General features: G+C 70.3%; 21 protein-coding genes and 1 pseudogene. 9 read left to right on the forward strand and 13 right to left on the reverse strand.

Going from position 1 to position 23,731, the window contains the following annotated elements; translation table 11 throughout:
• Nucleotides 1-156: 156 nt before the first annotated feature.
• Genes mmsA through iolC form a run of 5 tightly spaced genes read right to left on the reverse strand, consistent with a single transcriptional unit; the run spans nucleotide 157 to nucleotide 6,333 of the window.
• A complete protein-coding gene (gene mmsA, locus GWK25_RS35255) occupies nucleotides 157-1,659 on the reverse strand; it encodes a CoA-acylating methylmalonate-semialdehyde dehydrogenase (RefSeq protein ID WP_215455559.1) in 1,503 nt (500 codons plus the stop codon).
• 16 nt (nucleotides 1,660-1,675) lie between these two features.
• Nucleotides 1,676-3,619: a 3D-(3,5/4)-trihydroxycyclohexane-1,2-dione acylhydrolase (decyclizing) gene (iolD, locus tag GWK25_RS35260; protein WP_215455560.1), complete on the reverse strand. Its 1,944-nt coding sequence runs from the start codon at nucleotides 3,617-3,619 to the stop codon at nucleotides 1,676-1,678.
• Nucleotides 3,616-4,464, reverse strand: a complete 849-nt coding sequence (iolB, locus tag GWK25_RS35265; RefSeq protein WP_215455561.1) for a 5-deoxy-glucuronate isomerase — start codon at nucleotides 4,462-4,464, stop codon at nucleotides 3,616-3,618. Before iolB ends, iolD begins: the two co-directional genes overlap by 4 nt.
• Before the next feature lie 7 nt (nucleotides 4,465-4,471).
• Nucleotides 4,472-5,386, reverse strand: a complete 915-nt coding sequence (locus tag GWK25_RS35270) for a deoxyribose-phosphate aldolase (RefSeq protein ID WP_374200662.1) — start codon at nucleotides 5,384-5,386, stop codon at nucleotides 4,472-4,474.
• Complete coding sequence (iolC, locus tag GWK25_RS35275; protein ID WP_215455562.1) at nucleotides 5,383-6,333, reverse strand: 5-dehydro-2-deoxygluconokinase; 951 nt, start codon at nucleotides 6,331-6,333, stop codon at nucleotides 5,383-5,385. Before iolC ends, GWK25_RS35270 begins: the two co-directional genes overlap by 4 nt.
• Nucleotides 6,334-6,458: 125 nt before the next feature.
• Here iolC and GWK25_RS35280 point away from each other — a divergent pair, with 125 nt between their 5' ends.
• The 3 genes from GWK25_RS35280 (at nucleotide 6,459) to GWK25_RS35290 (ending at nucleotide 8,578) form a co-directional block, all read left to right on the forward strand.
• Nucleotides 6,459-7,376: a sugar phosphate isomerase/epimerase gene (locus tag GWK25_RS35280; RefSeq protein WP_215455563.1), complete on the forward strand. Its 918-nt coding sequence runs from the start codon at nucleotides 6,459-6,461 to the stop codon at nucleotides 7,374-7,376.
• A 348-nt stretch (nucleotides 7,377-7,724) separates the two neighbouring features.
• Nucleotides 7,725-7,928, forward strand: a complete 204-nt coding sequence (locus GWK25_RS35285; protein ID WP_215455564.1) for an AlpA family transcriptional regulator — start codon at nucleotides 7,725-7,727, stop codon at nucleotides 7,926-7,928.
• A gap of 59 nt (nucleotides 7,929-7,987) precedes the next feature.
• Complete coding sequence (locus GWK25_RS35290; RefSeq protein ID WP_215455565.1) at nucleotides 7,988-8,578, forward strand: GNAT family N-acetyltransferase; 591 nt, start codon at nucleotides 7,988-7,990, stop codon at nucleotides 8,576-8,578.
• Here the strand turns inward: GWK25_RS35290 and GWK25_RS35295 are convergent.
• Together GWK25_RS35295 and GWK25_RS35300 are read right to left on the reverse strand one after the other, a co-directional pair.
• Nucleotides 8,559-9,602 (reverse strand): zinc-dependent alcohol dehydrogenase family protein, encoded by a 1,044-nt coding sequence (locus GWK25_RS35295; RefSeq protein WP_215455566.1) that lies wholly within the window; start codon nucleotides 9,600-9,602, stop codon nucleotides 8,559-8,561. The two genes, GWK25_RS35290 and GWK25_RS35295, sit on opposite strands and share 20 nt — an antisense overlap.
• Nucleotides 9,603-9,682: 80 nt before the next feature.
• The gene (locus GWK25_RS35300) at nucleotides 9,683-11,971 is read right to left on the reverse strand and encodes an MMPL family transporter (protein ID WP_215455567.1); all 2,289 of its coding nucleotides are present in this window, start codon (nucleotides 11,969-11,971) and stop codon (nucleotides 9,683-9,685) included.
• Between the two features lie 320 nt (nucleotides 11,972-12,291).
• Between GWK25_RS35300 and GWK25_RS35305 the strand changes: the two genes are divergently transcribed.
• From GWK25_RS35305 to GWK25_RS35315, 3 genes are all read left to right on the forward strand, one after another.
• Nucleotides 12,292-12,873 (forward strand): TetR/AcrR family transcriptional regulator, encoded by a 582-nt coding sequence (locus tag GWK25_RS35305; RefSeq protein WP_374200709.1) that lies wholly within the window; start codon nucleotides 12,292-12,294, stop codon nucleotides 12,871-12,873.
• Nucleotides 12,874-13,004: 131 nt separating this feature from the next.
• Nucleotides 13,005-13,244 (forward strand): heavy-metal-associated domain-containing protein, encoded by a 240-nt coding sequence (locus tag GWK25_RS35310; RefSeq protein WP_215455569.1) that lies wholly within the window; start codon nucleotides 13,005-13,007, stop codon nucleotides 13,242-13,244.
• A 34-nt stretch (nucleotides 13,245-13,278) separates the two neighbouring features.
• Nucleotides 13,279-15,588, forward strand: a complete 2,310-nt coding sequence (locus GWK25_RS35315; RefSeq protein ID WP_215455570.1) for a cation-translocating P-type ATPase — start codon at nucleotides 13,279-13,281, stop codon at nucleotides 15,586-15,588.
• Between the two features lie 761 nt (nucleotides 15,589-16,349).
• On the opposite strand, the gene GWK25_RS35320 is transcribed toward GWK25_RS35315, so the two are convergent.
• Both GWK25_RS35320 and GWK25_RS35325 read right to left on the reverse strand, forming a co-directional pair.
• Nucleotides 16,350-17,639, reverse strand: coding sequence for a citrate synthase (locus tag GWK25_RS35320; RefSeq protein WP_033531335.1), 1,290 nt, complete (start codon nucleotides 17,637-17,639; stop codon nucleotides 16,350-16,352).
• Between the two features lie 258 nt (nucleotides 17,640-17,897).
• The gene (locus tag GWK25_RS35325) at nucleotides 17,898-20,156 is read right to left on the reverse strand and encodes an ATP-dependent RecD-like DNA helicase (RefSeq protein ID WP_215455571.1); all 2,259 of its coding nucleotides are present in this window, start codon (nucleotides 20,154-20,156) and stop codon (nucleotides 17,898-17,900) included.
• Nucleotides 20,157-20,385: 229 nt separating this feature from the next.
• Here GWK25_RS35325 and GWK25_RS35330 point away from each other — a divergent pair, with 229 nt between their 5' ends.
• Nucleotides 20,386-21,021: a hypothetical protein gene (locus GWK25_RS35330; RefSeq protein WP_215455572.1), complete on the forward strand. Its 636-nt coding sequence runs from the start codon at nucleotides 20,386-20,388 to the stop codon at nucleotides 21,019-21,021.
• A 228-nt stretch (nucleotides 21,022-21,249) separates the two neighbouring features.
• Here the strand turns inward: GWK25_RS35330 and GWK25_RS35335 are convergent, their stop codons facing one another.
• Together GWK25_RS35335 and GWK25_RS35340 are read right to left on the reverse strand one after the other, a co-directional pair.
• Nucleotides 21,250-21,453: a DUF397 domain-containing protein gene (locus tag GWK25_RS35335; protein WP_215457827.1), complete on the reverse strand. Its 204-nt coding sequence runs from the start codon at nucleotides 21,451-21,453 to the stop codon at nucleotides 21,250-21,252.
• Between the two features lie 8 nt (nucleotides 21,454-21,461).
• Nucleotides 21,462-22,289 carry a helix-turn-helix transcriptional regulator gene (locus GWK25_RS35340; protein ID WP_215457828.1) on the reverse strand — a complete coding sequence of 276 codons (828 nt, stop codon included), beginning with the start codon at nucleotides 22,287-22,289 and terminating at the stop codon, nucleotides 21,462-21,464.
• Here GWK25_RS35340 and GWK25_RS35345 point away from each other — a divergent pair.
• Both GWK25_RS35345 and GWK25_RS35350 read left to right on the forward strand, forming a co-directional pair.
• Nucleotides 22,242-22,430: pseudogene (locus GWK25_RS35345) on the forward strand (ATP-binding protein); the annotation flags it as partial. The gene GWK25_RS35340 and the pseudogene GWK25_RS35345 overlap by 48 nt on opposite strands.
• Before the next feature lie 51 nt (nucleotides 22,431-22,481).
• A complete protein-coding gene (locus GWK25_RS35350; RefSeq protein WP_215457829.1) occupies nucleotides 22,482-22,979 on the forward strand; it encodes a glutaredoxin domain-containing protein in 498 nt (165 codons plus the stop codon).
• Here the strand turns inward: GWK25_RS35350 and GWK25_RS35355 are convergent.
• Both GWK25_RS35355 and GWK25_RS35360 read right to left on the reverse strand, forming a co-directional pair.
• The gene (locus GWK25_RS35355; RefSeq protein ID WP_215455573.1) at nucleotides 22,969-23,361 is read right to left on the reverse strand and encodes a type II toxin-antitoxin system VapC family toxin; all 393 of its coding nucleotides are present in this window, start codon (nucleotides 23,359-23,361) and stop codon (nucleotides 22,969-22,971) included. The genes GWK25_RS35350 and GWK25_RS35355 overlap by 11 nt on opposite strands.
• On the reverse strand, nucleotides 23,358-23,642 hold the full coding sequence (locus GWK25_RS35360) for a hypothetical protein (protein ID WP_215455574.1): 285 nt from the start codon (nucleotides 23,640-23,642) through the stop codon (nucleotides 23,358-23,360). Before GWK25_RS35360 ends, GWK25_RS35355 begins: the two co-directional genes overlap by 4 nt.
• Nucleotides 23,643-23,731: the final 89 nt, after the last annotated feature.

The following is a 23,731-nucleotide window of genomic DNA, read 5'->3' on the forward strand; positions in this document are numbered from 1 at the left end:
AAGTCGCCCCCGCCGCCCCTACCCGTCCCTTCCCCCAGGGGCTGCGCCCCTTCGACCCGCTTTCGCGCTCCGCGCGGGGGTGGGTGGGTATGTGCCGGCTCGGTGGGGCTTCTCGCGCAGTTCCCCGCGCCCCTTGCGGGGCGCGGGGTGACTCGGTCAGTGGTTGCGCGGGAAGCCCAGGTCCACGGCGGACGGGCCGTCGGCCGGGTCGGGCCAGCGGGTGGTGACGACCTTGCCGCGGGTGTAGAAGTGGGTGCCGTCGTTGCCGTAGATGTGGTGGTCTCCGAAGAGGGAGTCCTTCCAGCCGCCGAAGGAGTGGTAGCCGACGGGGACCGGGATCGGGACGTTGACGCCGACCATGCCCGCCTCGACCTCCATCTGGAAGCGCCGGGCGGCGCCGCCGTCGCGGGTGAAGATCGCGGTGCCGTTGCCGAACGGGGAGGCGTTGATGAGGGCGATGCCCTCGTCGTAGGTGTCGACGCGCAGGACGGTCAGCACCGGGCCGAAGATCTCGTCCTGGTACGCCTTCGCCGTGGTCGGCACCTTGTCCAGCAGCGAGATGCCGATCCAGTGGCCGTCCTCGTAGCCGTCGACCGTGAAGCCGGTGCCGTCGAGGACGACCTCGCAGCCCTCGGCCGCCGCGCCCGTGACGTACGACGCCACCTTGTCGCGGTGGACGGCCGTGATCAGCGGGCCCATCTCGGAGGTCGGGTCGTTGCCGGGGCCGATCTTGATCTTCTCGGCGCGCTCGCGGATCTTCTCGACGAGTTCGTCGCCGATCGCGCCGACGGCGACCACGGCGGAGATCGCCATGCAGCGCTCGCCCGCCGAGCCGTACGCGGCGGAGACGGCGGCGTCTGCGGCCGCGTCCAGGTCCGCGTCGGGCAGGACCAGCATGTGGTTCTTGGCGCCGCCGAGGGCCTGGACGCGCTTGCCGTTCGCCGAGGCCGTGGTGTGGATGTAGCGGGCGATCGGCGTCGAGCCGACGAAGGAGACCGCCTTGACGTCCGGGTGCTCCAGGAGGCGGTCGACGGCCACCTTGTCACCGTGGACGACGTTGAAGACACCGTCCGGCAGGCCCGCTTCCGCGAGCAGCTCGGCGATCTTGATGGAGGCCGAGGGGTCCTTCTCGGACGGCTTCAGCACGAACGTGTTGCCGGTCGCGATGGCGATCGGGAACATCCACATCGGGACCATCGCCGGGAAGTTGAACGGCGTGATGCCGGCGACGACACCGAGCGGCTGGCGGATCGAGGCGACGTCCACACGGCTCGCGACCTGTGTGGACAGCTCGCCCTTCAGCTGCACGTTGATGCCGCAGGCCAGGTCCACGATCTCCAGGCCGCGCGCGACCTCGCCGAGCGCGTCGGAGTGCACCTTGCCGTGCTCGGCGGTGATCAGCTCCGCGATCGCGTCACGGTTGGCGTCGAGCAGCGCGCGGAACTTGAAGAGGATCGAGGTGCGCTGCGCCAGGGACGACTGGCCCCACGAGGCGAACGCCTCCTTGGCGGTGCGGACCGCCGCGTCGACCTCGTCGACGGTCGCGAAGGCGACCTTGGTGGTGACCGCGCCGGTCGCCGGGTCCGTGACCGGCCCGAACGTACCCGACGCGCCTTCGACGGTCTTGCCGCCGATCCAGTGGTTGACGATCTTCGTCATTCCAGAAACTCCTTGCTCACAGATGGCGGCGTCGGGTTGAGACGTGCCGGTCGTACTCCTCGCGTGCCTTGACCGCCGACGCGCGGGTCGCCGTCTCGGCCACAGGTACATCCCACCAGGCCTGCGCGGGAGGCGGGCCCGACACTGTGTCTGCGGTTTCGGTCTCCACGTAGACACAAGTGGGAGTGTCGGCCGCCCGTGCCTCGGCGAGCGCGGCGCGCAGGTCACGGACCGTCTTGGCGCGCAGGACGCGCATGCCGAGACTGGCCGCGTTGGCGGCGAGGTCCACGGGCAGCGGGGTGCCCGTGAACGTGCCGTCGGTGGGGTTGCGGTGCCGGTAGGCGGTGCCGAACCGCTCGCCGCCCACCGACTCCGAGAGACCGCCGATGGAGGCGTACCCGTGGTTCTGCACCAGCAGCACCTTGATCGGGACGTTCTCCTGGACGGCCGTGACGATCTCGGTCGGCATCATCAGATACGTGCCGTCGCCGACCAGCGCCCACACCGGGCGCCCGGGGGCGGCCATCCGGACACCGATCGCGGCCGGGATCTCGTACCCCATGCAGGAGTAGCCGTACTCCAGGTGGTACTGGTCCCGCGACCGGGTCCGCCACAGTTTGTGCAGGTCACCGGGGAGGGACCCGGCGGCGTTGATCAGGATGTCGGACTCGTCGACGAGTTCGTCGAGGAGTCCGAGGACCTGCGCCTGGGTGGGCCGGGTGTCCGGCTCGTCGGCCTCGTAGCAGGCGTCGACGCGGTGCTCCCAGCGCTGCTTGTCCTCCGCGTACTCGGCGACGTAGGCGTCCGCGACCCGGTGGCCGTGCACCTCCAGCGCCTCGGCGAGCGCCTCCAGACCCGAGCGCGCGTCAGCGATCAGCGGCAGGCCGGAGAGCTTGTGGCCGTCGTAGGGCGCGATGTTGAGGTTGAGGAAGCGGACACCGTCGGCGGCGAAGAGGGTGTTCGAGGCCGTGGTGAAGTCCGTGTACCGGGTACCGACGCCGATCACCAGGTCGGCGGTGCGGGCCAGTTCGTTGGCGGTCGCGGTGCCGGTGTGGCCGACGCCGCCCACGTCCTGCGGGTGGTCGAAGCGGAGGGAGCCCTTGCCGGCCTGGGTGGAGGCGACGGGAATGCCGGTGGCGTGGGCGAGTTCGGCGAGCGCCTCCTCCGCGCGGGCGTGGTGGACGCCGCCACCGGCCACGATCAGCGGGCGGCGGGCCGCGCGGATCGCGTCGAGCGCACCGGCCAGTTCGGCGACGTCGGCCGCCGGGCGGCGGACGTTCCAGGTCCGCTCGGCGAAGAACTCCTCCGGCCAGTCGTACGCCTCCGCCTGCACGTCCTGCGGCAGGGCGAGGGTCACGGCGCCCGTCTCCACCGGGTCGGTGAGGACGCGCATCGCCTGGAGCGCGGCCGGGATCAGCGCCTCGGGGCGCGTGATCCGGTCGAAGTACCTCGACACCGGGCGCAGGGTGTCGTTGACACTGATGTCGCCCGCGTACGGCACTTCGAGCTGCTGGAGGACCGGGTCGGCCGGCCGGGTGGCGAAGATGTCGCCGGGGAGCAGCAGGACCGGCAGGTGGTTGATGGTGGCGAGGGCCGCGCCGGTGACCAGGTTGGTCGCGCCGGGACCGATGGACGTCGTCACGGCGTGCGTGGACAGCCGGTTCGACTGCCGGGCGTAGCCGACGGCCGCGTGCACCATCGACTGCTCGTTGCGGCCCTGGAGGTAGGGCATGTCGTCGGCGTACTCGACCAGCGCCTGTCCGAGTCCCGCGACGTTGCCGTGGCCGAAGATGCCCCAGGTGGCGCCGATCAGCCGCCGCCGCTCGCCGTCGCGCTCGGTGTACTGGGCGGAGAGGAAGCGGACCAGCGCCTGGGCGACCGTGAGCCGGGTCGTGGCCGGGGTCCTGTTCGTGGCCGGGGCCTTGTTCGTGGCCGGGGTCGGGTTCGAGGTCGGGCTCATCGGTACCCCTCCGTGTGGTCGGGGTGGAAGCAGATCTGCCACTTCCGCTCGGGGCCGGGGCCCGCCATCACGTTCAGGTAGTACATGCTGTGGCCGGGCTGCGCGATGGACGGGCCGTGCCAGCCGTCGGGTACGAGCACCGTGTCACCGGAACGGACCTCGGCGAGCACCTCGGAGCCGCCCTCGCGGGAGGGCGACACGCGCTGGTAGCCGAAGCCGTTCGGGCCGTCGATCTCGAAGTAGTAGATCTCCTCCAGCTCGGTCTCCTCCCCCGGCCGGTTCTCGTCGTGCTTGTGCGGCGGGTAGGAGGACCAGTTGCCGCCGGGGGTGATGACCTCGACGGTGATCAGCTTGTCGCACTCGAAGGCGTCGGCGGAGGCGAAGTTGCGCACCTGGCGGGCGCAGGTGCCGCTGCCCCGGTCCTCGACGGGGACCTCCGGCGCGGGGCCGTAACGAGCGGGGAGTCGTCGCTCGCACTTCGCTCCTGCCAAAGCGAAGCGGCCTCCCGCGCCGGAGGCGATCTGTACCCGGGCGTCGCGGGGCGCGTACACGAAGTCGGAGACTCCGGCGAACACGCTCTCCCTGCCCAGGATCTGGAACTCCGCGCTGCCGCCACCGTCTGAATTGCCCGGTTCCTCCGACACCTGAACCGTACAACCGCCGCCCAGGGACAGCACGATCCACTCACTGTCCCCGGTCGTGAACGTGTGCGAGCCGCCCGGCTCCAACTCCACGATCCTGAGGCTGCTGTGGGTCCATCCGGCCCGTTTCGGGTCGATGTCGACGGTGTACTGGGCGTTCGCGGTGGCGCCCCTGGGTACGTACAGCTCGGTCTTCTGTGTCATGCGGCCCTCACAGCAGTCCTACGGCGGTGTCCACGGCGGCGGTCACGTCGTCGTCCGCCGGGTAGAGCAACGAGCGGCCGACCACCAGGCCCTGCACGGTGGGCAGTTGCAGCGCGCCGCGCCACTTCTCGTACGCGCCCTCCTGGTCCTCGCCGACGTCTCCGCCGAGCAGGACGGCGGGCAGCGTCGAGGTCTCCATCACGTGGGCCATGTCGTCGGGGTTCTCGGTGACGGGCACCTTCAGCCAGGTGTACGCCGAACTGCCGCCCAGCCCGGCGGCTATGGCGATCGACTTGGTGACCGCCTCGGCGCTCAGGTCGTTCTTGACCTTGCCCGTGGCCGGGTCGCGGTGGCTGATGAACGGCTCGACGAACACGGGGAGTCGGCGCTCGGCCATGGCGTCCACGGCGCGGGCGGTGGACTCCAGGGTGGTGAGGGAGCCCGGGTCGTCGTAGTCGACGCGGAGCAGGAGCTTGCCGGCGTCGAAGCCGAGGCGCTCCATGTCCTCGGGGCGGTGGCCGGTGAAGCGGTCGTCCAGTTCGAAGCTGGCGCCCGCGAGGCCGCCCCGGTTCATCGAGCCCATGACGACCTTGCCGTCGAGCGCGCCGAGGAGCAGCAGGTCGTCCAGGATGTCGGCGGTCGCGAGGACGCCGTCCACACCGGGACGGGACAACGCCAGGCACAGCCGTTCGAGGAGGTCGACGCGGTTCGCCATGGCGAGTTTGCGGTCGCCGACGGAGAGGGCGCCGCGGGCCGGGTGGTCGGCGGCGACGATCATCAGCCGGCCGGAGTCACCGATCAGGGGGCGCCGGGTACGGCGGGCGGCGGCCTCGGCGATGGCCTCGGGGTGGTGGACCCGGGTGCGGACGAGGGCGGAGACGTCGATGGGGCCGAGAGGGCCCACGGGGCGGGCGGGGGTCACTGCACCGCTCCCGCCGCGACCGCGGTCTCGATCTCGTCGACGGTCGGCATCGCGGAGGAGCACTCCAGGCGGGAGGCGACGATCGCGCCGGCGGCGTTGGCGTACCGCATGATCTTCTCCAGGTCCCAGCCTTCGAGCAGGCCGTGGCAGAGGGAGCCGCCGAAGGCGTCACCGGCGCCGAGGCCGTTGAGGACGTCGACGGGCAGGGGCGGGACCTCGGCGGACTCGCCCTTGGCGCTGACCGCGAGGACGCCCTTCGGGCCCTGCTTGACGACCGCCAGTTCCACGCCGGCGTCGAGCAGCGCGCGGGCCGCGGCCTGCGGTTCGCGGACGCCGGTGGCGACCTCGACCTCGTCCAGGTTGCCGACGGCGACGGTGGTGTGCCGCAGGGCCTCCGCGTAGAACGGGCGGGCCTCGGCCGGGTCGTTCCAGAACATGGGGCGCCAGTCGAGGTCGAAGACCGTCGTGCCGGCCTTGGACCGGTGGGCGAGCGCCGCGAGCGTCGCCGTACGGCTGGGCTCCTCGCTCAGACCCGTGCCGGTCACCCAGAAGATCCGGGTCGCGGCGATGGCGTCGAGGTCCAGCTCATGGGCGTCGATCTCCAGGTCGGGCGCCTTGGGCCTGCGGTAGAAGTACAGCGGGAAGTCGTCCGGCGGGAACACCTCGCAGAACGTGATCGGGGTCGCGAGGCCCGGAACCGGGGTCACCCAGCGGTCGTCCACCCCGAAGTCGCGCAGCGCCTGGTGCAGATAGTCGCCGAAGGGGTCCTCGCCGGTGCGGGTGATGACGGCGGTGGAACGGCCGAGTCGGGCCGCGGCCACCGCGACGTTCGTCGCCGATCCGCCGAGGAACTTGCCGAAGGACGTCACCTGCGGCAGCGGGACCCCCGTCTGCAACGGGTAGAGGTCCACACCGATCCGCCCCATGGTGATCAGGTCGTACGCCATCGAGTTCCCTTCACGCGCCGGTTCCCGTCAAGGTCTAGTCCCGTCGGAGCGACCCTGTCAATACTTTGTCCAGACATTCGGACTACCTATTGACACCCTCAGCTCCGGGGCGGAAGCTGACTCGCATGACGTCGTTGTCACCTCAGTCCTCACTTTCGCGCATCCGGGTCGGCTCGGCGCCCGACTCCTGGGGCGTCTGGTTCCCCGACGACCCCCAGCAGGTCCCCTGGCAGCGCTTCCTCGACGAGGTCGCCGCTTCCGGCTACGAGTGGATCGAACTGGGCCCTTACGGCTATCTGCCCACCGACCCGGCCGTCCTCGCCGAGGAGACGGCCAAACGTGGCCTGAAAGTGTCGGCCGGCACCGTCTTCACCGGCTTGCACCACGGTCCGGACATCTGGGAGAAGACCTGGGCGCACGTGGCCGACAACGCGGTCCTCGCGCAGGCCATGGGCGCCAAGCACCTCGTCGTCATCCCGTCGTTCTGGCGGGACGACAAGACGGGCAAGGTGCTGGAGCCCAGCGAACTGACCGTCGAGCAGTGGCGTCACCTCACGCAGCTGACCGAGCGGCTGGGGCGGGAGGTGCGGGAGAAGTACGGCCTCCAGATCGTCGTCCATCCGCACGCCGACACCCACATCGACAGCGAGGAGAACGTCGTCCGCTTCCTGGACGGCACGGACTCCTCGGTGGTCTCGCTCTGCCTCGACACCGGGCACTACGCCTACTGCGGCGGCGACAGCGTCAAGCTGATCGAGACCTACGGCGAGCGCATCGGCTATCTGCACCTCAAGCAGGTCGACCCCGAGATCCTGGCCGACGTCCGCGCGAACGAGATCCCGTTCGGGCCCGCCGTGGCCAAGGGCGTCATGTGCGAGCCGCCGAAGGGCGTGCCCGAGCTGGGGCCGGTGCTGGCCGCAGCCGCGAAGCTGGACGTGGATCTGTTCGCGATCGTCGAGCAGGACATGTATCCCTGCGAGCCGGACGCTCCGCTGCCGATCGCCCAACGGACGCGTGCGTTTCTGAGGTCCTGCGGGGCGTAGCCGCTCCGCCGAGGGCCGGGCGCCGGGAAGCGTCGGGGAACTGCGAGTCGCCGGCGGGCCACAGGTGGTCCGCGGCTGGTCGCGCGGTTCCCCGCACCCCTTTCGGGGCACGGCTGCCCGCCCACGGTCGCGAGGCGCTCCCATTCATCACCAGTGTCACAAAAGTCACCTTTCTGTCACGTGCGTCACGCGTACGCGGACCTTCCGTCACACGTGATCCACGGGACCTCGCGGCGGTCACCAAGGGTCGTTGACCGGTCACAGCTTTGTGATCGCCAGCGCAGTGCCCGGCTCCCCCCGCGGTCGTCCCGGCCGCCGCCGTGGTGCGCGCGCAGGGAGGTGCCACAGATGACGACCGACCGGCTTCTCTGGTCGTACAAGGACATCGCGGCGCACATCCGTGTGCAGCCCGACACCGTCCGCTCGTACCGCAAACACGGGCTGCTGCCGCCGCCCGACCACGTCGAGAGCGGCAAGCCCTACTGGTACGCCGACACCATCCGCACCTGGGTCGCCTCCAGACCGGGCAACCGGGGGCGAAAGGTGGAGTGATCCGCCCCTCGTCACTTATTCGTTTGTCCCCGGGTCCGTGCCTTGTCCAGGATCCGGGGATGAGCCTTTTCGAGAATCCCGTCCTCACCGGTGAGAAGGCCCTGCTGCGGCCGTTCACCGAGGACGACGCGCCCGTGATGGCGCGCATCCTGGCCGAGCCGGACGTGGTCCGGCTCACCGGCAGCCCGACCGAGAGCTTCGGGCTGGACCGGCTGCGTTCCTGGTACGGCAGCCGCAACGACCAGACCGACCGTCTCGACCTCGGCATCGTGGACCGGGCGAGCGGTGAGCTGGTGGGTGAGGCCGTCCTCAACGAGGTCGACGAGGCCAACCGAGGCTGTTGCTTCCGGATCCTGATCGGCGCGAGCGGGCAGGGCCGGGGACTGGGCACGGAGGCCGTGCGGCTGACCGTCGGCCATGCCTTCGAGCACATCGGACTGCACCGCGTCTCGTTGTCCGTCTTCACCCACAACCCCAGGGCGCGGCGCACCTACGAGAAGGTCGGTTTCGTGGCCGAGGGGATCGAGCGACAGACGTTGTGGCAGGGCGGGGAGTGGATCGATGCCCTGCGGATGTCGATTCTCGCCCCGGAGTGGGCCGCCCATCGGGGACGGCCCGAGCGGGAGCGGGTCAGCTCCACGGTTCGATGACCGTCACCCCGCCTCCCGGGGCCGTGCCCAGCGCCGCGAGTGCGGACGGGGCCGCGTCCAGCCCGATCGTCGAGGTCACCAGGAGGTCGGGGCGCAGGACACCCGCCTCGACCAGCTTCAGCATCGCGGGGTAGGCGTGGGCCGCCATGCCGTGGCTGCCCAGGAGTTCGAGTTCGAGGGCGATCGCCCGGGCCATGGGGACGGGGGTGGTGCCCGTCCCGGAAGGAAGCAGGCCCACCTGGATGTGGCGGCCTCGGCGGCGGAGGCCGTTGACGGAGGCCGCGCAGGTGGCCGGGGAGCCGAGCGCGTCGAGGGAGAGGTGGGCGCCGCCGCCGGTGAGGTCGCGGACCGCTTCGGCCGTGTCCTGGACCGCCGAGGCGTCCACACACTCCGCCGCCCCGAACTTCCGGGCCAGGTCCAGGGCCGGGGAGGATACGTCGACGGCGATCACCCGGGCCCCGGAGGCCGCCGCCACCATCACCGCGGACAGGCCCACACCGCCGCAACCGTGGACGGCGACCCACTCCCCCGCCGCGACCCGGCCCTGCGCGACCACCGCGCGGAACGCCGTGGCGAAGCGGCAGCCGAGCGAGGCCGCCGTGCCGTACGACAGCTCGTCGGGCAGCGCCACCAGGTTCACATCGGCGTGATCCAGCGCGACGTACTCGGCGAACGAGCCCCAGTGTGTGAAGCCCGGCTGGGTCTGCCGCTCGCACACCTGCTGGTCACCGGCCGCGCAGGCGGCACAGGTACCGCAGGCACAGACGAACGGGACGGTGACACGGTCGCCGGGGCGCCAGCCCGTCACCGCCGCGCCGGTGGCCTCCACGACCCCGGCCAGTTCATGGCCGGGGACGTGCGGGAGTGTGATGTCGGGGTCGTGGCCCTGCCAGCCGTGCCAGTCGCTGCGGCACAGGCCGGTCGCCTCGACGCGGACGACGACACCGTGGGGAGCGGGGGTGGGTGCGGGAAGCTCCTTCACCGTGGCCGGCTCACCGAACCGCTCGAACACCACCGCGCGCATGTGCCGTCCTCCACTCATCGACTACGGCCCACCGACCGTCTTCTGCCTACGGCCTGCCGATCATCTCTTCGGAGCGAACGTTAGCCAGAGATCTCCACCTTGTCGTCGTCGCGCTGCTTGCCCGGGGCAGGCACGTCGGGTGTGGCGGTCTCGGCGTCCGTCGTCCCCGTCGCCTTGGCAGTCGCCTTCGCCGCGGGCGCCGGCTCCCCCTCGCTCAGGCCGAACCTCTCGTGGAACCTCCTCAGCGGAGCCGGGGCCCACCACGTCGCGCGGCCCGTCAGGCGCATGACCGCCGGGACCAGGAGACTCCGGATGACCATGGCGTCCATGAGGACGGCGAGGGCTATGCCGAGGCCCAGCATCTTCGTGTTGGTGACCCGGGAGGTACCTATGGCGATCATGACGACGGCGAGGATGACGGCGGCGGCGGTGATCAGGCCACCGGTGCGCTGGAGCCCGAAGCGGACCGAGGCGGTGTGGTCGCCGGTGTGGTCGTACTCCTCCTTGATGCGGGAGAGCAGGAACACGCCGTAGTCCATGGAGAGCCCGAAGGCCACGCAGAACATCAGGACCGGAAGGGTCGTCTCGATGGAGCCGGGGCTGGTGAAGGCGAGCAGGCCCGAGAGGTGACCGTCCTGGAAGACCCACACCAGGGCGCCGAACATCGCCGTCAGGCTGAGGGCGTTCAGCAGGACCGCCTGGAGCGGGATCAGCACACTGCCGGTGAGGAGGAAGACCAGGATCAGGGTGACGATCGCGATGAACGCGAGGGCCCAGGGAAGGCCCCCTCCTATCGCCGCCTTGGTGTCCACCAGGACCGCCGCCGTGCCCGTCACCGAGGTGTCGAACGGGGCGTCCGCCGCCCGGATCTCCTTCACCAGGCGTTGCGCGCCCTCGTCGACCGCCTCGCCCTTCGGCTGCACCGTGAAGTAGGCCCAGTCACCCTTGACCAGGGGCCCCTCCACCCGGAGCACCTCGGGGAGGTCCGCCAGCCGCTCCTTGTAGGCGGCGTACTCCGCCTTCGTCGCCTCGCCCTCCGCCAGGACCTCGAGGCCGCCTCCGGGAGTGCCCGGGAAGCCCTCGCGCAGGTGCTGTTGCACCACGTGGGACTCGGCACCGGCCGGGAGTTGGCGGTCGTCGGCCGTACCGAACTTCACCCCCAGGAAGGGGAGGCCGAGCAGGAGCAGACCGGCGGTCGTGGCGACGGCGAAGAAGGGGGCGCGGCGCATGACGAGGGTCGCCATACGGCCCCAGGCCGCGCCTTCCTCCACGGCCGGGGTGCCGTCGCCCGTGGTCTTCGCCTTGCGGCGCTTGAACAGTTTGCGCAGGTCCAGGGCGTTGACGCGGTCGCCCAGCAGGACGAGCGCGGCCGGGAGGAGGATCAGGGCGGCTGCCGCCGCCAGGAGGACCACGGCGATGCCCGCGTAGGCGAAGGACTTCAGGAAGTACTGCGGGAAGACCATCATCGCGGCCAGGGAGACGGCGACCGTCAGGGCGGAGAAGAGGACCGTGCGGCCGGCCGTGCGCAGGGTGGTGGCGACGGCTGTCAGCGAGTCGGCTCCGGTGGACAGCTCCTCGCGGAAGCGGCGCACGATGAACAGGGCGTAGTCGATCGCGAGACCCAGACCCATGGCCGTGGTGAGGTTCAGGGCGAAGACCGAGACGTCGGTGACCTCGGTGAGGCCGCGCAGGATCGCGTTGGTGCCGAGGATCGCGACGACGCCGACACCGAGCGGCAGCAGGGCGGCGACCGCGCTGCCGAAGACCATGACCAGCAGCACGAGGGTCACCGGCAGGGCGATCATCTCGGCCCGCAGCAGGTCCTCCTGGATGATCGTCTGCATCTCGTGGCGCACGGCGAGGATGCCGCCGACCTTGACCTCGACCGGACCGTGCGTGCCGCGCAGTTCGGGGGCGATGCGGTCCAGGGTCTTGTTCACGGCCGTGTCGTCGCCGGTGAGGCGGGCCGCTATCAGCGCCTCGCTGCCGTCCTCCGAGCGCAGGGTCGGTGCTCCGGTCCGCCAGTAGGAGCCGACGCCCGTGACGCCCTTCTCGGCGGCCAGCCGCTCGGTCAGCTTCTTCGCCTCCGCGGCGACGGCCGGGTCGTCGACCGAGGCCTCGCCCGCGTCGACCAGCAGCAGGAAGTTGGGCTGGGAGTCGGGGAACTCGCGCTCCAGGGCCTTGGTCGCGTAGGTGGACTGGGCGGCCGGATCCTCCCAGCCGCCGCTGCCGAGACGGTCGGCCACATCGCTGCCCGCGACGACCGCCAGGGCGGTGAGCACCAGAGCGACGAGCAGGGTGAGCCGGGGGCGGGCGGTCACGAACCGGGTCCAGCCTCCCCGGCGGGGTGGCCGGTTGACTTCGGTCATGGTGCGGTGTCCCCTTCACTCTGATCACTGCGGTCCGTGCTGTGCGCAGCCGGGCAGCATGGAAGCGCCAAGCCATACACTGGCAAACACGAGAGATCGCTCGCGTTTCTCCAGAATGCGAGCGACCACTCGTGTTTGTCAATCACGTCCGGAAAGCTGGGGATAACCGCGTGCCCACCCACCAGGAGAAGGAACAGCCCCAGGCCACAGAGCAGCCCCAGGCCACAGAGCAGTCCCGGGCCCCGGAGCAGCCCCCCGCCGGTGAGCGACCCCAGGCCAAGGAGCAGCCGCGCCGCCGCCAGGCCCGTGGCGAGCGCCGCATCGCCCAGCTGCTCGAAGCGGCGGCCTCCGTGTTCTGCTCGACCGGGTACACCGCGGCCAGCACCAACGCCATCGCCCGCGAGGCGGGGGTCTCGCCGGGCACGCTCTACCAGTTCTTCCCGAACAAGGAAGCGATCGCGATCGAGCTGAGCGAGCGGCTCATGCTGGAGATGCGCGAGACGTACGGCGAGGCGCTCGCCCCGGTGGACCCGGCGACCCCGCTGGAGGCGGCCGTGGCCACCGCCGTCGACCGCTTCATCGACTTCAACTGCCGCCACCCCGTGGTCTACACGCTGATGCACGGCCCGGACGCCCCCGGCCGGATCGCCGAGCAGCACGACGCCCTGCAGGCGGCCCTGGTGGCGCGGATCGAGGCTCTGCTCACCCCGCTCCTGCCCGGCGCACCGGCCGCCGACATCACGCGCACCGCGCACGTCTGCATGGCCATGTACAAGGCCGGCCTGGAGCTGGTGATCGGCCGCGAGGGCGAGGAGCGCGAGGCCTACGTCCAGGAGCTGAAGAACGTCCTGTTCCGTTACCTGGAACCCTTGGTGGGCGAACGCCCGCCGGTCGACCCCTAGCACCCCCGGCGCCTCACCGCCCCGCGGGGACCCCTCTTGGATTCATACCCCTAGGGGGTATAAAGTGGATGCCCTGAAGGGTTACCCGACCCCGACGCAGTCCCCCACACGCCCCGATGAGGAGTAACGACATGGCCACCGACACCGACACCCAGGGCTCCGTCACCGCCGTCTACAAGGTGAGCGGCATGAGCTGCGGGCACTGCGAGGGCGCCGTCTCGGGCGAGATCAACCAGCTCGACGGCGTGTCCTCGGTCAAGGCCGTCGCCTCCACCGGCGAGGTCACCGTGGTCTCGGCCGCCCCGCTCGACGAGGAGGCCGTCCGCGCCGCCGTCGACGAGGCCGGTTTCGAGCTGGTCGGCAGGGCCTGAGACCGGGCACGGCCACGGACGTACGGGCACGGACATGACGAGCACCACCGCGGCAGCCTCCCCGAGCGAGACCGTCCACGAGGTCGAACTGACCATCGGCGGGATGACCTGCGCCTCCTGCGCGGCCCGCGTCGAGAAGAAGCTCAACCGCATGGACGGGGTCACCGCCTCGGTGAACTACGCGACGGAGAAGGCGAAGGTCACCTACCCCTCGGGGACGGAGATCGCCGACCTCATCGCCACCGTGGTGAAGACCGGCTACACGGCCGAGGAGCCACCGCCGCCGGCCCCGCCGCGGTCCGAGCAGGCAGCAGCCGTCCCCGCGGAGGAGGCGGACCCCGAACTCGCCTCGCTGCGGCAACGGCTCACCGTCTCGGCGCTGCTCGCGGTGCCCGTCGTCCTCATGGCCATGATCCCCGCCCTCCAGTTCGACAACTGGCAGTGGCTCTCGCTGACACTGGCCGCGCCGGTCGTCGCCTGGGGCGGGCTGCCCTTCCACCGGGCCGCGTTCACCAACCTCCGGCACGGCGCGGCCACGATGGACACCCTCGTCTCCGTCGGCACGCTCGCCGCCTTCGGCTGGTCCCTGTGGGCCCTCTTCTTCGGGCACGCGGGCATGCCGGGCATGCGGCACGGCTTCGAGTTCACCGTCTCCCGCACGGCGGGCTCGTCGACGATCTATCTCGAAGTGGCCGCCGGGGTGGTCACGTTCATCCTGCTCGGCCGCTATCTGGAGGCCCGTTCCAAGCGCCGCGCCGGCGCCGCGCTCAAGGCGCTGCTGAGGCTCGGCGCCAAGGACGTCTCGGTGCTCCGGCAGGGGCGGGAGGTGCGCGTCCCGGTCGGGCAGCTGGCCGTGGGTGACCGTTTCGTCGTGCGCCCCGGCGAGAAGTTCGCCACCGACGGCACCGTCGTGGAGGGCGCCTCCGCCGTCGACGCGTCGATGCTGACCGGCGAGTCGGTACCGGTGGACGTGACCGTCGGCGACGCCGTCACGGGCGCGACCGTGAACGCCGGCGGGCGGCTGGTCGTCGAGGCCACCCGGATCGGCGCGGACACCCAGCTGGCGCGGATGGCGCGGCTGGTGGAGGACGCGCAGAACGGCAAGGCGGAGGTGCAGCGGCTCGCCGACCGGATCTCGGCGGTGTTCGTGCCGGTCGTCATCCTGATCGCGGTGGCCACCTTCGGCGCCTGGCTCGGCGCCACGGGCGACGCCACCGCCGCGTTCACGGCGGCCGTCGCGGTGCTGATCATCGCCTGCCCGTGCGCCCTCGGCCTCGCCACCCCGACCGCCCTGCTGGTCGGCACCGGTCGCGGCGCCCAGCTCGGCATCCTCATCAAGGGCCCCGAGGTCCTGGAGTCCACCCGCCGCGTCGACACCGTCGTCCTCGACAAGACCGGCACCGTCACCACCGGACGGATGACGCTCCAGCGGGTGTACGTCGCCGGGGCCACCCCCGACACCGAGGACCAGGGCGCCGAGGACCGAGACATCGACGCCGAGGCCGAGGCCGACCTCCTGCGACTCGCAGGTGCCGTCGAACACGCCTCCGAACACCCGGTGGGCCGGGCCATCGCCGCGGGCGCCGAGGAGCGCGTGGGCGCCCTGCCGCCCGTGGAGCGCTTCGAGAACGTGCCCGGGAGGGGCGTGCGCGGCCTCGTGAAGGGCTACGACGTCCGAGTGGGCCGATTCCACGACGAGCCGCTCCCCGAGGCCCTGCGGCGCGCCAAGGAGGCCGCCGAGGACGAGGGGCACACGGCGGTCGTCGTCCTCCGCGACGGTGTGGCACTCGGTGTCCTCACCGTCGCCGACGCGATCAAGGAGACCAGCGCCGAGGCGGTACGGCGGCTGCGGGCGCTCGGCCTCACCCCGATGCTGCTGACCGGGGACAACGAGCGCGTGGCCCGGTCCGTGGCCGCGACGGTCGGCGTCGCTCCCGAGCACGTGATCGCCGAGGTGCTGCCCGAGGACAAGGTCGATGTCGTCCAGCGCCTCCAGAGCGAAGGCCGTACGGTCGCGATGGTCGGCGACGGCGTCAACGACGCCGCCGCGCTGGCCGTGGCCGATCTGGGGCTCGCCCTGGGCACGGGGACGGACGCGGCGATCGAGGCGGGCGACCTGACGCTGGTGCGCGGGGACCTGCGAGTGGCCGCCGACGCCATCCGGCTGTCGCGGCGGACCCTGTCCACGATCAAGGGCAATCTGGCCTGGGCGTTCGGATACAACGTGGCCGCGCTGCCGCTGGCCGCCGCCGGATTGCTCAATCCGATGATCGCGGGGGCGACTATGGCCTTTTCGTCCGTTTTCGTGGTAACGAACAGCTTGCGACTCAGGACATTTTCGTGACCGCCGGGCAAAAGTCCCTCTAGAGTCCGGGAGTAGCCTCACATAAGCTCTTCACAAGGCTCGCGCATCATCCTTACGCTGGGGCCTCGATCGCTGAATCAGGTCTCTTGCGCATCTTCAGGACATTTCGCAGGAGACGCAGATCACAGTGATGTGAACGTAACCACTGAAGGGGTTCGTGAGTCTAAGTTGGCGATGTCAGAAGCGTCTTGGGGGGCGTGACTGGCATCTGGGGATGTCTTGGGGGACGTTCCCGGAATTGCGTTGCCGGGGCACGTGCACCGGGGAGCTTTGAGCGGCCCTCCCGTACGTACGCGTCCCGGCAGACCGCACACCGCCGCTCTTCAACCGCATACAGGTAGGACGACGAGTTCTGCTCGTCGAGCTCAGCGATTCAGGCGCTGTGCCCACCAGACGCCCGGCCGGATCCCGTGGGGGGAATCCGCACCGGGACATGGGAAGGCGCCCTGCTCGCCGGCCCGTGGGGGGACCAGCGGCGCAGGGCGCCTTCTCGCTATTTTTTGGGGCTCGGTTCGCCTCCGGGCGCCTGCGCCTGTGTCGAGAGCCCGACCGTGCTCGACCCTTCGGGCCTCCGCGCGCTCGGGCTCTCGACACAGGCGCGCCCCTTCGGCTCACTCGCCGTAGGGCGCCCTCTTCTGCAGCCGGCCAAGTAGTGGGCCCGTGCGGTCTGCGGCCGGGTAAACAGCGGGCCCGTACGGACGGCTCTCCGTACGGGCCCCTTGCTACAAGTGATCGGCGGCTCAGCGTGCCTCGACCGGGACGAAGTCGCGCTCGACGACGCCCGTGTAGATCTGGCGGGGGCGGCCGATGCGGGAGCCCGGCTCCTTGATCATCTCGTGCCACTGGGCGATCCAGCCCGGAAGGCGGCCGAGGGCGAAGAGGACCGTGAACATCTCGGTCGGGAAGCCCATGGCGCGGTAGATCAGACCCGTGTAGAAGTCCACGTTCGGGTAGAGGTTGCGCGAGACGAAGTAGTCGTCGGAGAGCGCGTGCTCCTCCAGCTTCAGCGCGATGTCCAGCAGCTCGTCGGACTTGCCGAGGGCCGAGAGGACGTCGTGCGCGGCGGCCTTGATGATCTTGGCGCGCGGGTCGAAGGACTTGTAGACCCGGTGGCCGAAGCCCATCAGACGGACGCCGTCCTCCTTGTTCTTCACCTTGCGGATGAAGGAGTCGACGTCACCGCCGTTCGCCTGGATGCCCTCCAGCATCTCGAGGACGGACTGGTTGGCGCCGCCGTGCAGCGGGCCCCAGAGCGCGGAGATACCGGCGGAGATCGACGCGAACATGTTCGCCTGGGACGAGCCGACCAGGCGGACCGTCGACGTCGAACAGTTCTGCTCGTGGTCGGCGTGCAGGATGAGGAGCTTGTCGAGCGCCGAGACGACGACCGGGTCGAGGTCGTACTCCTGGGCCGGGACCGAGAAGGTCATGCGCAGGAAGTTCTCGACGTAACCGAGGTCGTTGCGCGGGTAGACGAACGGGTGACCGATCGACTTCTTGTACGCGTACGCCGCGATGGTCGGCAGCTTGGCGAGCAGGCGGATCGTGGAGAGGTTGCGCTGCCGCTCGTCGAACGGGTTGTGGCTGTCCTGGTAGAACGTCGACAGGGCGCTGACCACGGAGGAGAGCATCGCCATCGGGTGGGCGTCCCGGGGGAAGCCCCGGTAGAAGTTCTTGACGTCCTCGTGCAGCAGGGTGTGCTGCGTGATCTCGTTCTGGAACGTGGAGAGCTCGTCGACGGTCGGAAGCTCACCGTTGATCAGCAGGTACGCCACCTCGAGGAAGGTGGAGCGCTCGGCCAGCTGCTCGATCGGGTATCCGCGGTACCGAAGGATGCCCTGCTCACCGTCGAGATAGGTGATGGCGGATTTATAGGCAGCGGTGTTCCCGTAGCCGCTGTCCAGGGTGACCAGACCGGTCTGGGCCCGGAGCTTCCCGATGTCGAAGCCCTTGTCGCCGACGGTGCTGTCGATCACCGGGTAGGTGTACTCGCCGTCGCCGTACCGCAGTACTACAGAGTTGTCGCTCACGTCATCCCTCACCGACGTAGTGCCTCTTCTTCGAGGTGCCCTGACTGTCTCTACCATCCCCCAATTGGCTCTGGAGAGTGCACTCGGGGTCGACCATCGGGCCCATCGGCGGCACTCAGTGCCGCCAACTTGCTCATCCTGCCCCTTCCGTCCGACATCTGGAAGGGCTGTGTGACCTTTACGACTCGTTTGATCGATCAAATTTCACTCACGAGCCGCCGGAGCGGCACGAGAGGTTCTCCCGAAGCGGGCCCCGCACTACAAAACCCGTGGTGCGAGGCGGAAGTCGAGGGCCGTGCACCGGCGGCCGGCAGAGACCGTGCGGACCGCCTGGCCGATCGCCTTGCGGGAGCCGACCAGGACCACCAGTTTCTTCGCCCTGGTCACGGCCGTGTAGAGGAGATTGCGCTGGAGCATCATCCAGGCTCCGGTGGTGACCGGGATCACCACGGCCGGGTACTCGCTGCCCTGGGACCGGTGGATCGTCACCGCGTAGGCGTGCGCCAGCTCGTCCAGTTCGTCGAACTCGTACGCCACCTCCTCGTCCTCGTCGGTGAGGACCGTCAGCCGCTGGTCGACCGGGTCGAGCGCGGTGACCACGCCGACGGTGCCGTTGAAGACGCCGTTCTCGCCCTTCTCGTAATTGTTGCGAATCTGGGTGACCTTGTCGCCGACGCGGAAGACCCGGCCGCCGAACCGCTTCTCGGCCAGGTCGGGGCGGGCGGGGGTGATGGCCTGCTGGAGCAGACCGTTGAGGGTGCCGGCGCCGGCCGGACCCCGGTGCATGGGCGCCAGCACCTGGACGTCCCGGCGCGGGTCGAGCCCGAACTTGGCCGGAATGCGACGGGCCGCGACGTCGACCGTGAGCCGCCCGGCCTCCTCCGTGTCGTCCTCGACGAAGAGGAAGAAGTCCTTCATGCCGTCGGTGACCGGGTGCTGCCCGGAGTTGATCCGGTGCGCGTTGGTCACCACGCCGGACTGTTGCGCCTGGCGGAACACCTTGGTGAGGCGGACGGCCGGGATCGGGCTGCCGTCGGCCAGGAGATCGCGGAGGACCTCGCCGGCGCCGACACTGGGGAGCTGGTCGACGTCCCCGACGAAGAGGAGGTGCGCGCCCGGCGGCACGGCCTTCACCAGTTTGTTGGCGAGGAGGAGGTCCAGCATGGAGGCCTCGTCGACGACCACCAGATCGGCGTCCAGCGGGCGGTCCTTGTCGTAGGCCGCGTCGCCGCCGGGCTTCAGCTCCAGGAGGCGGTGGACGGTGGAGGCCTCGGCGCCGGTCAGTTCGGCGAGACGCTTGGCGGCCCGGCCGGTGGGAGCGGCGAGCACGACCTTCGCCTTCTTGGCGCGGGCCAGCTCCACGATCGAGCGGACCGTGAACGACTTGCCGCATCCCGGGCCACCGGTCAGCACGGCCACCTTCTCGGTCAGCGCGAGGCGGACGGCCGCCTCCTGCTCCGGGGCCAACTCCGCGCCCGTACGCCCCCGCAGCCATGCCAGCGCCTTGTCCCAGGCCACGTCACGGAAGCCGGGCATACGGTCGCCGTCGGTACGCAGGAGGCGCAACAGCTGGGCGGAGAGGGAGAGTTCGGCGCGGTGGAAGGGGACGAGGTAGATGGCGGTGACCGGGTCGCCACCGTCCTGCCCCGGTACCTTCTCGCGCACGACGCCGGGTTCGCCGGACTCCTCGTCGGGCAGGGCGAGTTCGGCGAGGCATTCGATGACCAGGCCGGTGTCGACCTGGAGGAGCTTGACCGCGTCGGCGATCAGGCGCTCCTCCGGGAGGTAGCAGTTGCCCTGGTCGGTGGCCTGCGAAAGGGCGTACTGCAGGCCCGCCTTGACGCGCTCCGGGCTGTCGTGGGGGATGCCGACGGACTGGGCGATCTTGTCGGCGGTGAGGAAGCCGATGCCCCAGACGTCGGCGGCGAGCCGGTACGGCTGGTTCTTCACGACGCCGATCGAGGCGTCGCCGTACTTCTTGTAGATGCGGACCGCGATGGACGTGGACACCTCGACCGTCTGGAGGAAGAGCATGACCTCCTTGATCGCCTTCTGCTCCTCCCAGGCGTCGGCGATCTTCTTGGTGCGCTTGGGGCCGAGGCCCGGGACCTCGATGAGGCGCTCGGGCTCCTCCTCGATGATCTGGAGGGTGTCCAGGCCGAAGTGCTGGGTGATGCGGTCGGCGAAGACCGGGCCGATGCCCTTGACCAGGCCGGAGCCGAGGTAACGGCGGATGCCCTGGACGGTGGCCGGGAGGACGGTGGTGTAGTTCTCCACGGTGAACTGCTTGCCGTACTGGGGGTGCGAGCCCCAACGGCCCTCCATGCGCAGGGACTCGCCGACCTGGGCTCCGAGGAGCGCGCCGACGACGGTGAGCAGGTCACCGGCGCCGCGGCCGGTGTCCACGCGGGCGACTGTGTAGCCGTTGTCCTCGTTGGCGTACGTGATGCGTTCCAGCACGCCTTCGAGCACGGCGAGACGCCGTTCGCCCGGGGGGTTCCCCGCCTGTTGAGCCATGATCCGACGGTACCGCCGGGATCTGACACCGAGGATCACCCTTCGGCAACTCCGCGCCGTTGCCGGACGGGAATGGCAGGTGCGGCGACGCGAAGCGCACAGCATCGACGGACGCGCATAACTGGGGGCTCGCCCCCCATGCCCCTTCACCGCCTGGCGCGGACTCTGAACCCATGCGCCGCCGCTTCGACCAGCGGTCGGCACGAGCGTGTCCAACGACAGGAGCAGCATGGCTATGTCAACCCGCAGGGGATTACAGGCGGCAGCGGCGGCAGCGGGTGCCGCGCTGCTGGTCTCCACCGGCCCGGCGTCCGCCGCGACGGGGGCGGTGCAGGCAGGCGCGACGGTGGTGCAGGCCAACGACGCGTTCATCTTCGTCAACGCGGCGGCCGGGGAGAGGAACAGGATCTTCATCAACCCGTCCGGCAGCACCGTCACCGTCATCGACACCGGGGCGTCCACTTCCGCGGGAGTGGGGTGCACGCCCAACAGTGACGGTTCCGTCTCCTGCCCGGCCGGCACCCGGACGATCCTCGTCGTGGCCGGCGACCAGCAGGACACCATCGCCCAGAGAACCGGCCTGCGTGCCTCGCTCGACGCCGGACCGGGCAACGACACGGTGTACGCCCAGGACGCCACCGGCCGTCAGTCCATCGCGGGCGGAGAAGGACGGGACACCCTGTTGAGCGGCAGCGGCGCCGACGTCCTCGTCGGGGGGCCGGGCGTCGACTCGCTGAGCGGCGGAGCGGGCAACGACATCCTGGACAACGTCGATCAGGCTCCGGGCGACTCCGCCCTGGGAGGGGACGGCAGCGACAACTGCACGTCGGACTCCGGAGACCAGGAGATCGGCTGCGAGTCCTGACCTGGCCTCCAGCCGGTCCGGGCCCGCGCCCGCGCCTTGTGCCTGTGCCTGTGACAGCGCCTGTGCCTGTGACAGCGCCTGACGGCACTCGCTGAGCCCGCCGTCATGCCTCAAGTCCTGCCCGATGGGCCGTCCGCTCCGGCTGGCGGCCCATCTCGTTCGGGCGCCTGCGGGGCTGCGCGCCGCGGTACGACGGCCCCGTGGCGGTGGATCGCACCGCTGGATCCCCTAAGGCATCGGCGGCGAAGGTGTCGTCCGCGACGACTTGAGGGCACTGATGAACGCGGTGAAGGAGGGGGCGAGGAAGGTGAGGGTGCGGGTGGTGGGGGTCTTTGAATCGCGGACTGCTATGTGGGTGGGGCTCGTCGCGATCTCCACGCACTCGTTGCCGTCTCCGGGACCCGAGTAGGACGACTTCCGCCAGTTGCCCATGGGGTTCTTCACAGCTCCTTCGCCAGTCTGTGAATGAACTCACGCGACCCTCCAGGGTCGAGTGACGCGTCCTCCACCTTACGAAAGCTCGTTCGGTAGATGTTGAGCTGGGCGTCGGAATCGATGAAGGCCGAGCCGTGAAGCGCATCGCGGACCACCGTGTCCAGCTTGGGCAGGGGCCCGCCCACGTACGTCATCGTGCCCGCGGCACTGGCAAAGCCGTCCAGATCGAAGGGGATGACGCGCATGGTGACGTGATCCGCTTCGGAGAGCTCGACGAGCCGGGCCAGCTGGGCCCGCGATGTGCCACGGTCGCCGACTCTGATCCGGAGTGCCGCCTCATGGATCACCGCCTCGTACGGGATCGTGGACTGCTGGCGCGCCTTTCGATGCTGGATGCGCAACTCGATCTCTTCTTCGGTGAGTTCGGGCAGCCTGGACGAGAAAACGGCACGCGAGTAGTCCTCGGTCTGCAACAGGCCCGGTACGTAAAGGATCGCCACGTGGCGTTGGAACCGGGCGTGATGTTCCAGCTCGGAGAGGTCCAGGAACGGCGTGGGCAGCAGGCCCCGGTACTCCTCCCACCAGCCCCGTGTGCGATCGGTGGCCATCGCGACCAAGGCATCGATGAATTCCTCGTCCGCGCAGGCGTAATGGGACGCAAGACGGCGGAGCCTCAGCTCGCTCACTCCCGCGAGCGCGGACTCGATATGAGTGATCTGGGCAGGGCTCACTCCGAGCAGTGAGGCCGCCTCGCGCGAGGAAAGCCCTGCCCCCTCGCGCAGCCTAGGATCGGGGCGTGGGACGCCGATCCCGAACCGCCGCAACCGCCACAGCCGCTGGAGCGGGTGGGCGAGCAGGAGGACGGACGCGGGCTGGGGCTTGTCGTGGCCTGCACGAAGTACTGGGGGTGGATGCCGTCGGCCAGGTTCGGCGAACGGGGCAAGTACGTGTGGTGCGAGCTGGCGGCGGCGTAGGGGCCCTTGGACGACGGGAAGCAGTTCGACTCACCGATAGGCTGCCTCACCATGATGCGCGCCTGGATCCTGCCGATGCTGCTCGCGCTCTGCGGCATAGCCCTCGCGACCGCGCAGATCGTCGACGGGAACCCCGGCACAGCCGCAGCGCTCCTGCCGGCGTTCCTGGTGCTCGCAGGGGTGAACTCGCCCCTGATCTTCCCGAAGTCCATCACCGCGCAAGAGGCGCAACGCCGCAGCGCGGTCGACGGCCGACCTGTCGTCTTCTGGCGGCCGGGCTGCCCGTACTGCATGCGACTGCGCCTCCGGCTGGGCCGCGGCGCCCGCCAAGCGCACTGGGTCAACATCTGGCGTGACCCGGCAGGAGCCGCCGTGGTGAGGGCGGCCAATGACGGCAACGAGACCGTGCCGACCGTCGTCGTGGCGGGGCGGCCGCACACCAACCCCGATCCCGGATGGGTGCGCGAACAGCTCTCCCGGTCCGCTCGATCAGAAACCGCGCCCGAGTCGGAGCCGGGTGAAGACGGGCTTCGCGGTGTCACACCTTGATCACGCGGACGCCGGGGCCGCACAGCACGAGGAGGTCCTCGGGATCCGAGGTCAGGATGGTGACCGGGGCGGGTGAGGCGAGTGCGGTGGCGGCGACGATGGCGTCCAGGGCGTACTTGTGGCCATGGAGTCCGGCGGCGGCCAGCAGCTTGCTCGCGTGGCGGGCGATCGCTTCGGTGGGCGGGGCGATGTTCACGCGGGAGGCCGCGTAGTCGAAGCGGGCCTGGTTGGTTCTGGGGTCGCGGGCTTCGACGAGGGTGACGGAGCTGGCGATGACCCGGATGTCCTCGGCCTCCGCGGCGGCGAGCCATTCGGTGAGCTCGGGTGTGCGGCGTACAAGCTTGGACAGACCTTCGCAGTCCAGAACGAGCGTGCCGCTCACGCGGCGTCCGCCGAGCCGGCCGCGTCACCGCGCAGGAGCGCCCTCTTGGCCTCGACCGCTGCCTGGTCCACCGGCCCGTGCTCGGCCTCCGCGTCCTCGATGAGTTCGCGCAGGCGCTCCCGTTCGAGTTGGCGTTGGATGAGGGCTTCGACGTAGGCGGACATGCCTCGCTTGCCGGTGCGCGCCTTGAGAGCGGCGATCGTGCCTTCATGGAGGGAGACGGAGACCGGACGGACCGGGCCCTCTCCGGGGGCCGGGTCGGGGTCGGGAGTGGCAGCCATGGGGCCACTTTAACAAAAGTCTTGTTATTGGAGGGTTGCCCGCAATAGCCCCTCCGTCACCGGATCTGGCCGGGCGCGCCGCTCGCACG

It is taken from the genome of Streptomyces sp. ATCC 21386 (assembly GCF_018728545.1).
Taxonomy (GTDB): Bacteria; Actinomycetota; Actinomycetes; order Streptomycetales; family Streptomycetaceae; genus Streptomyces.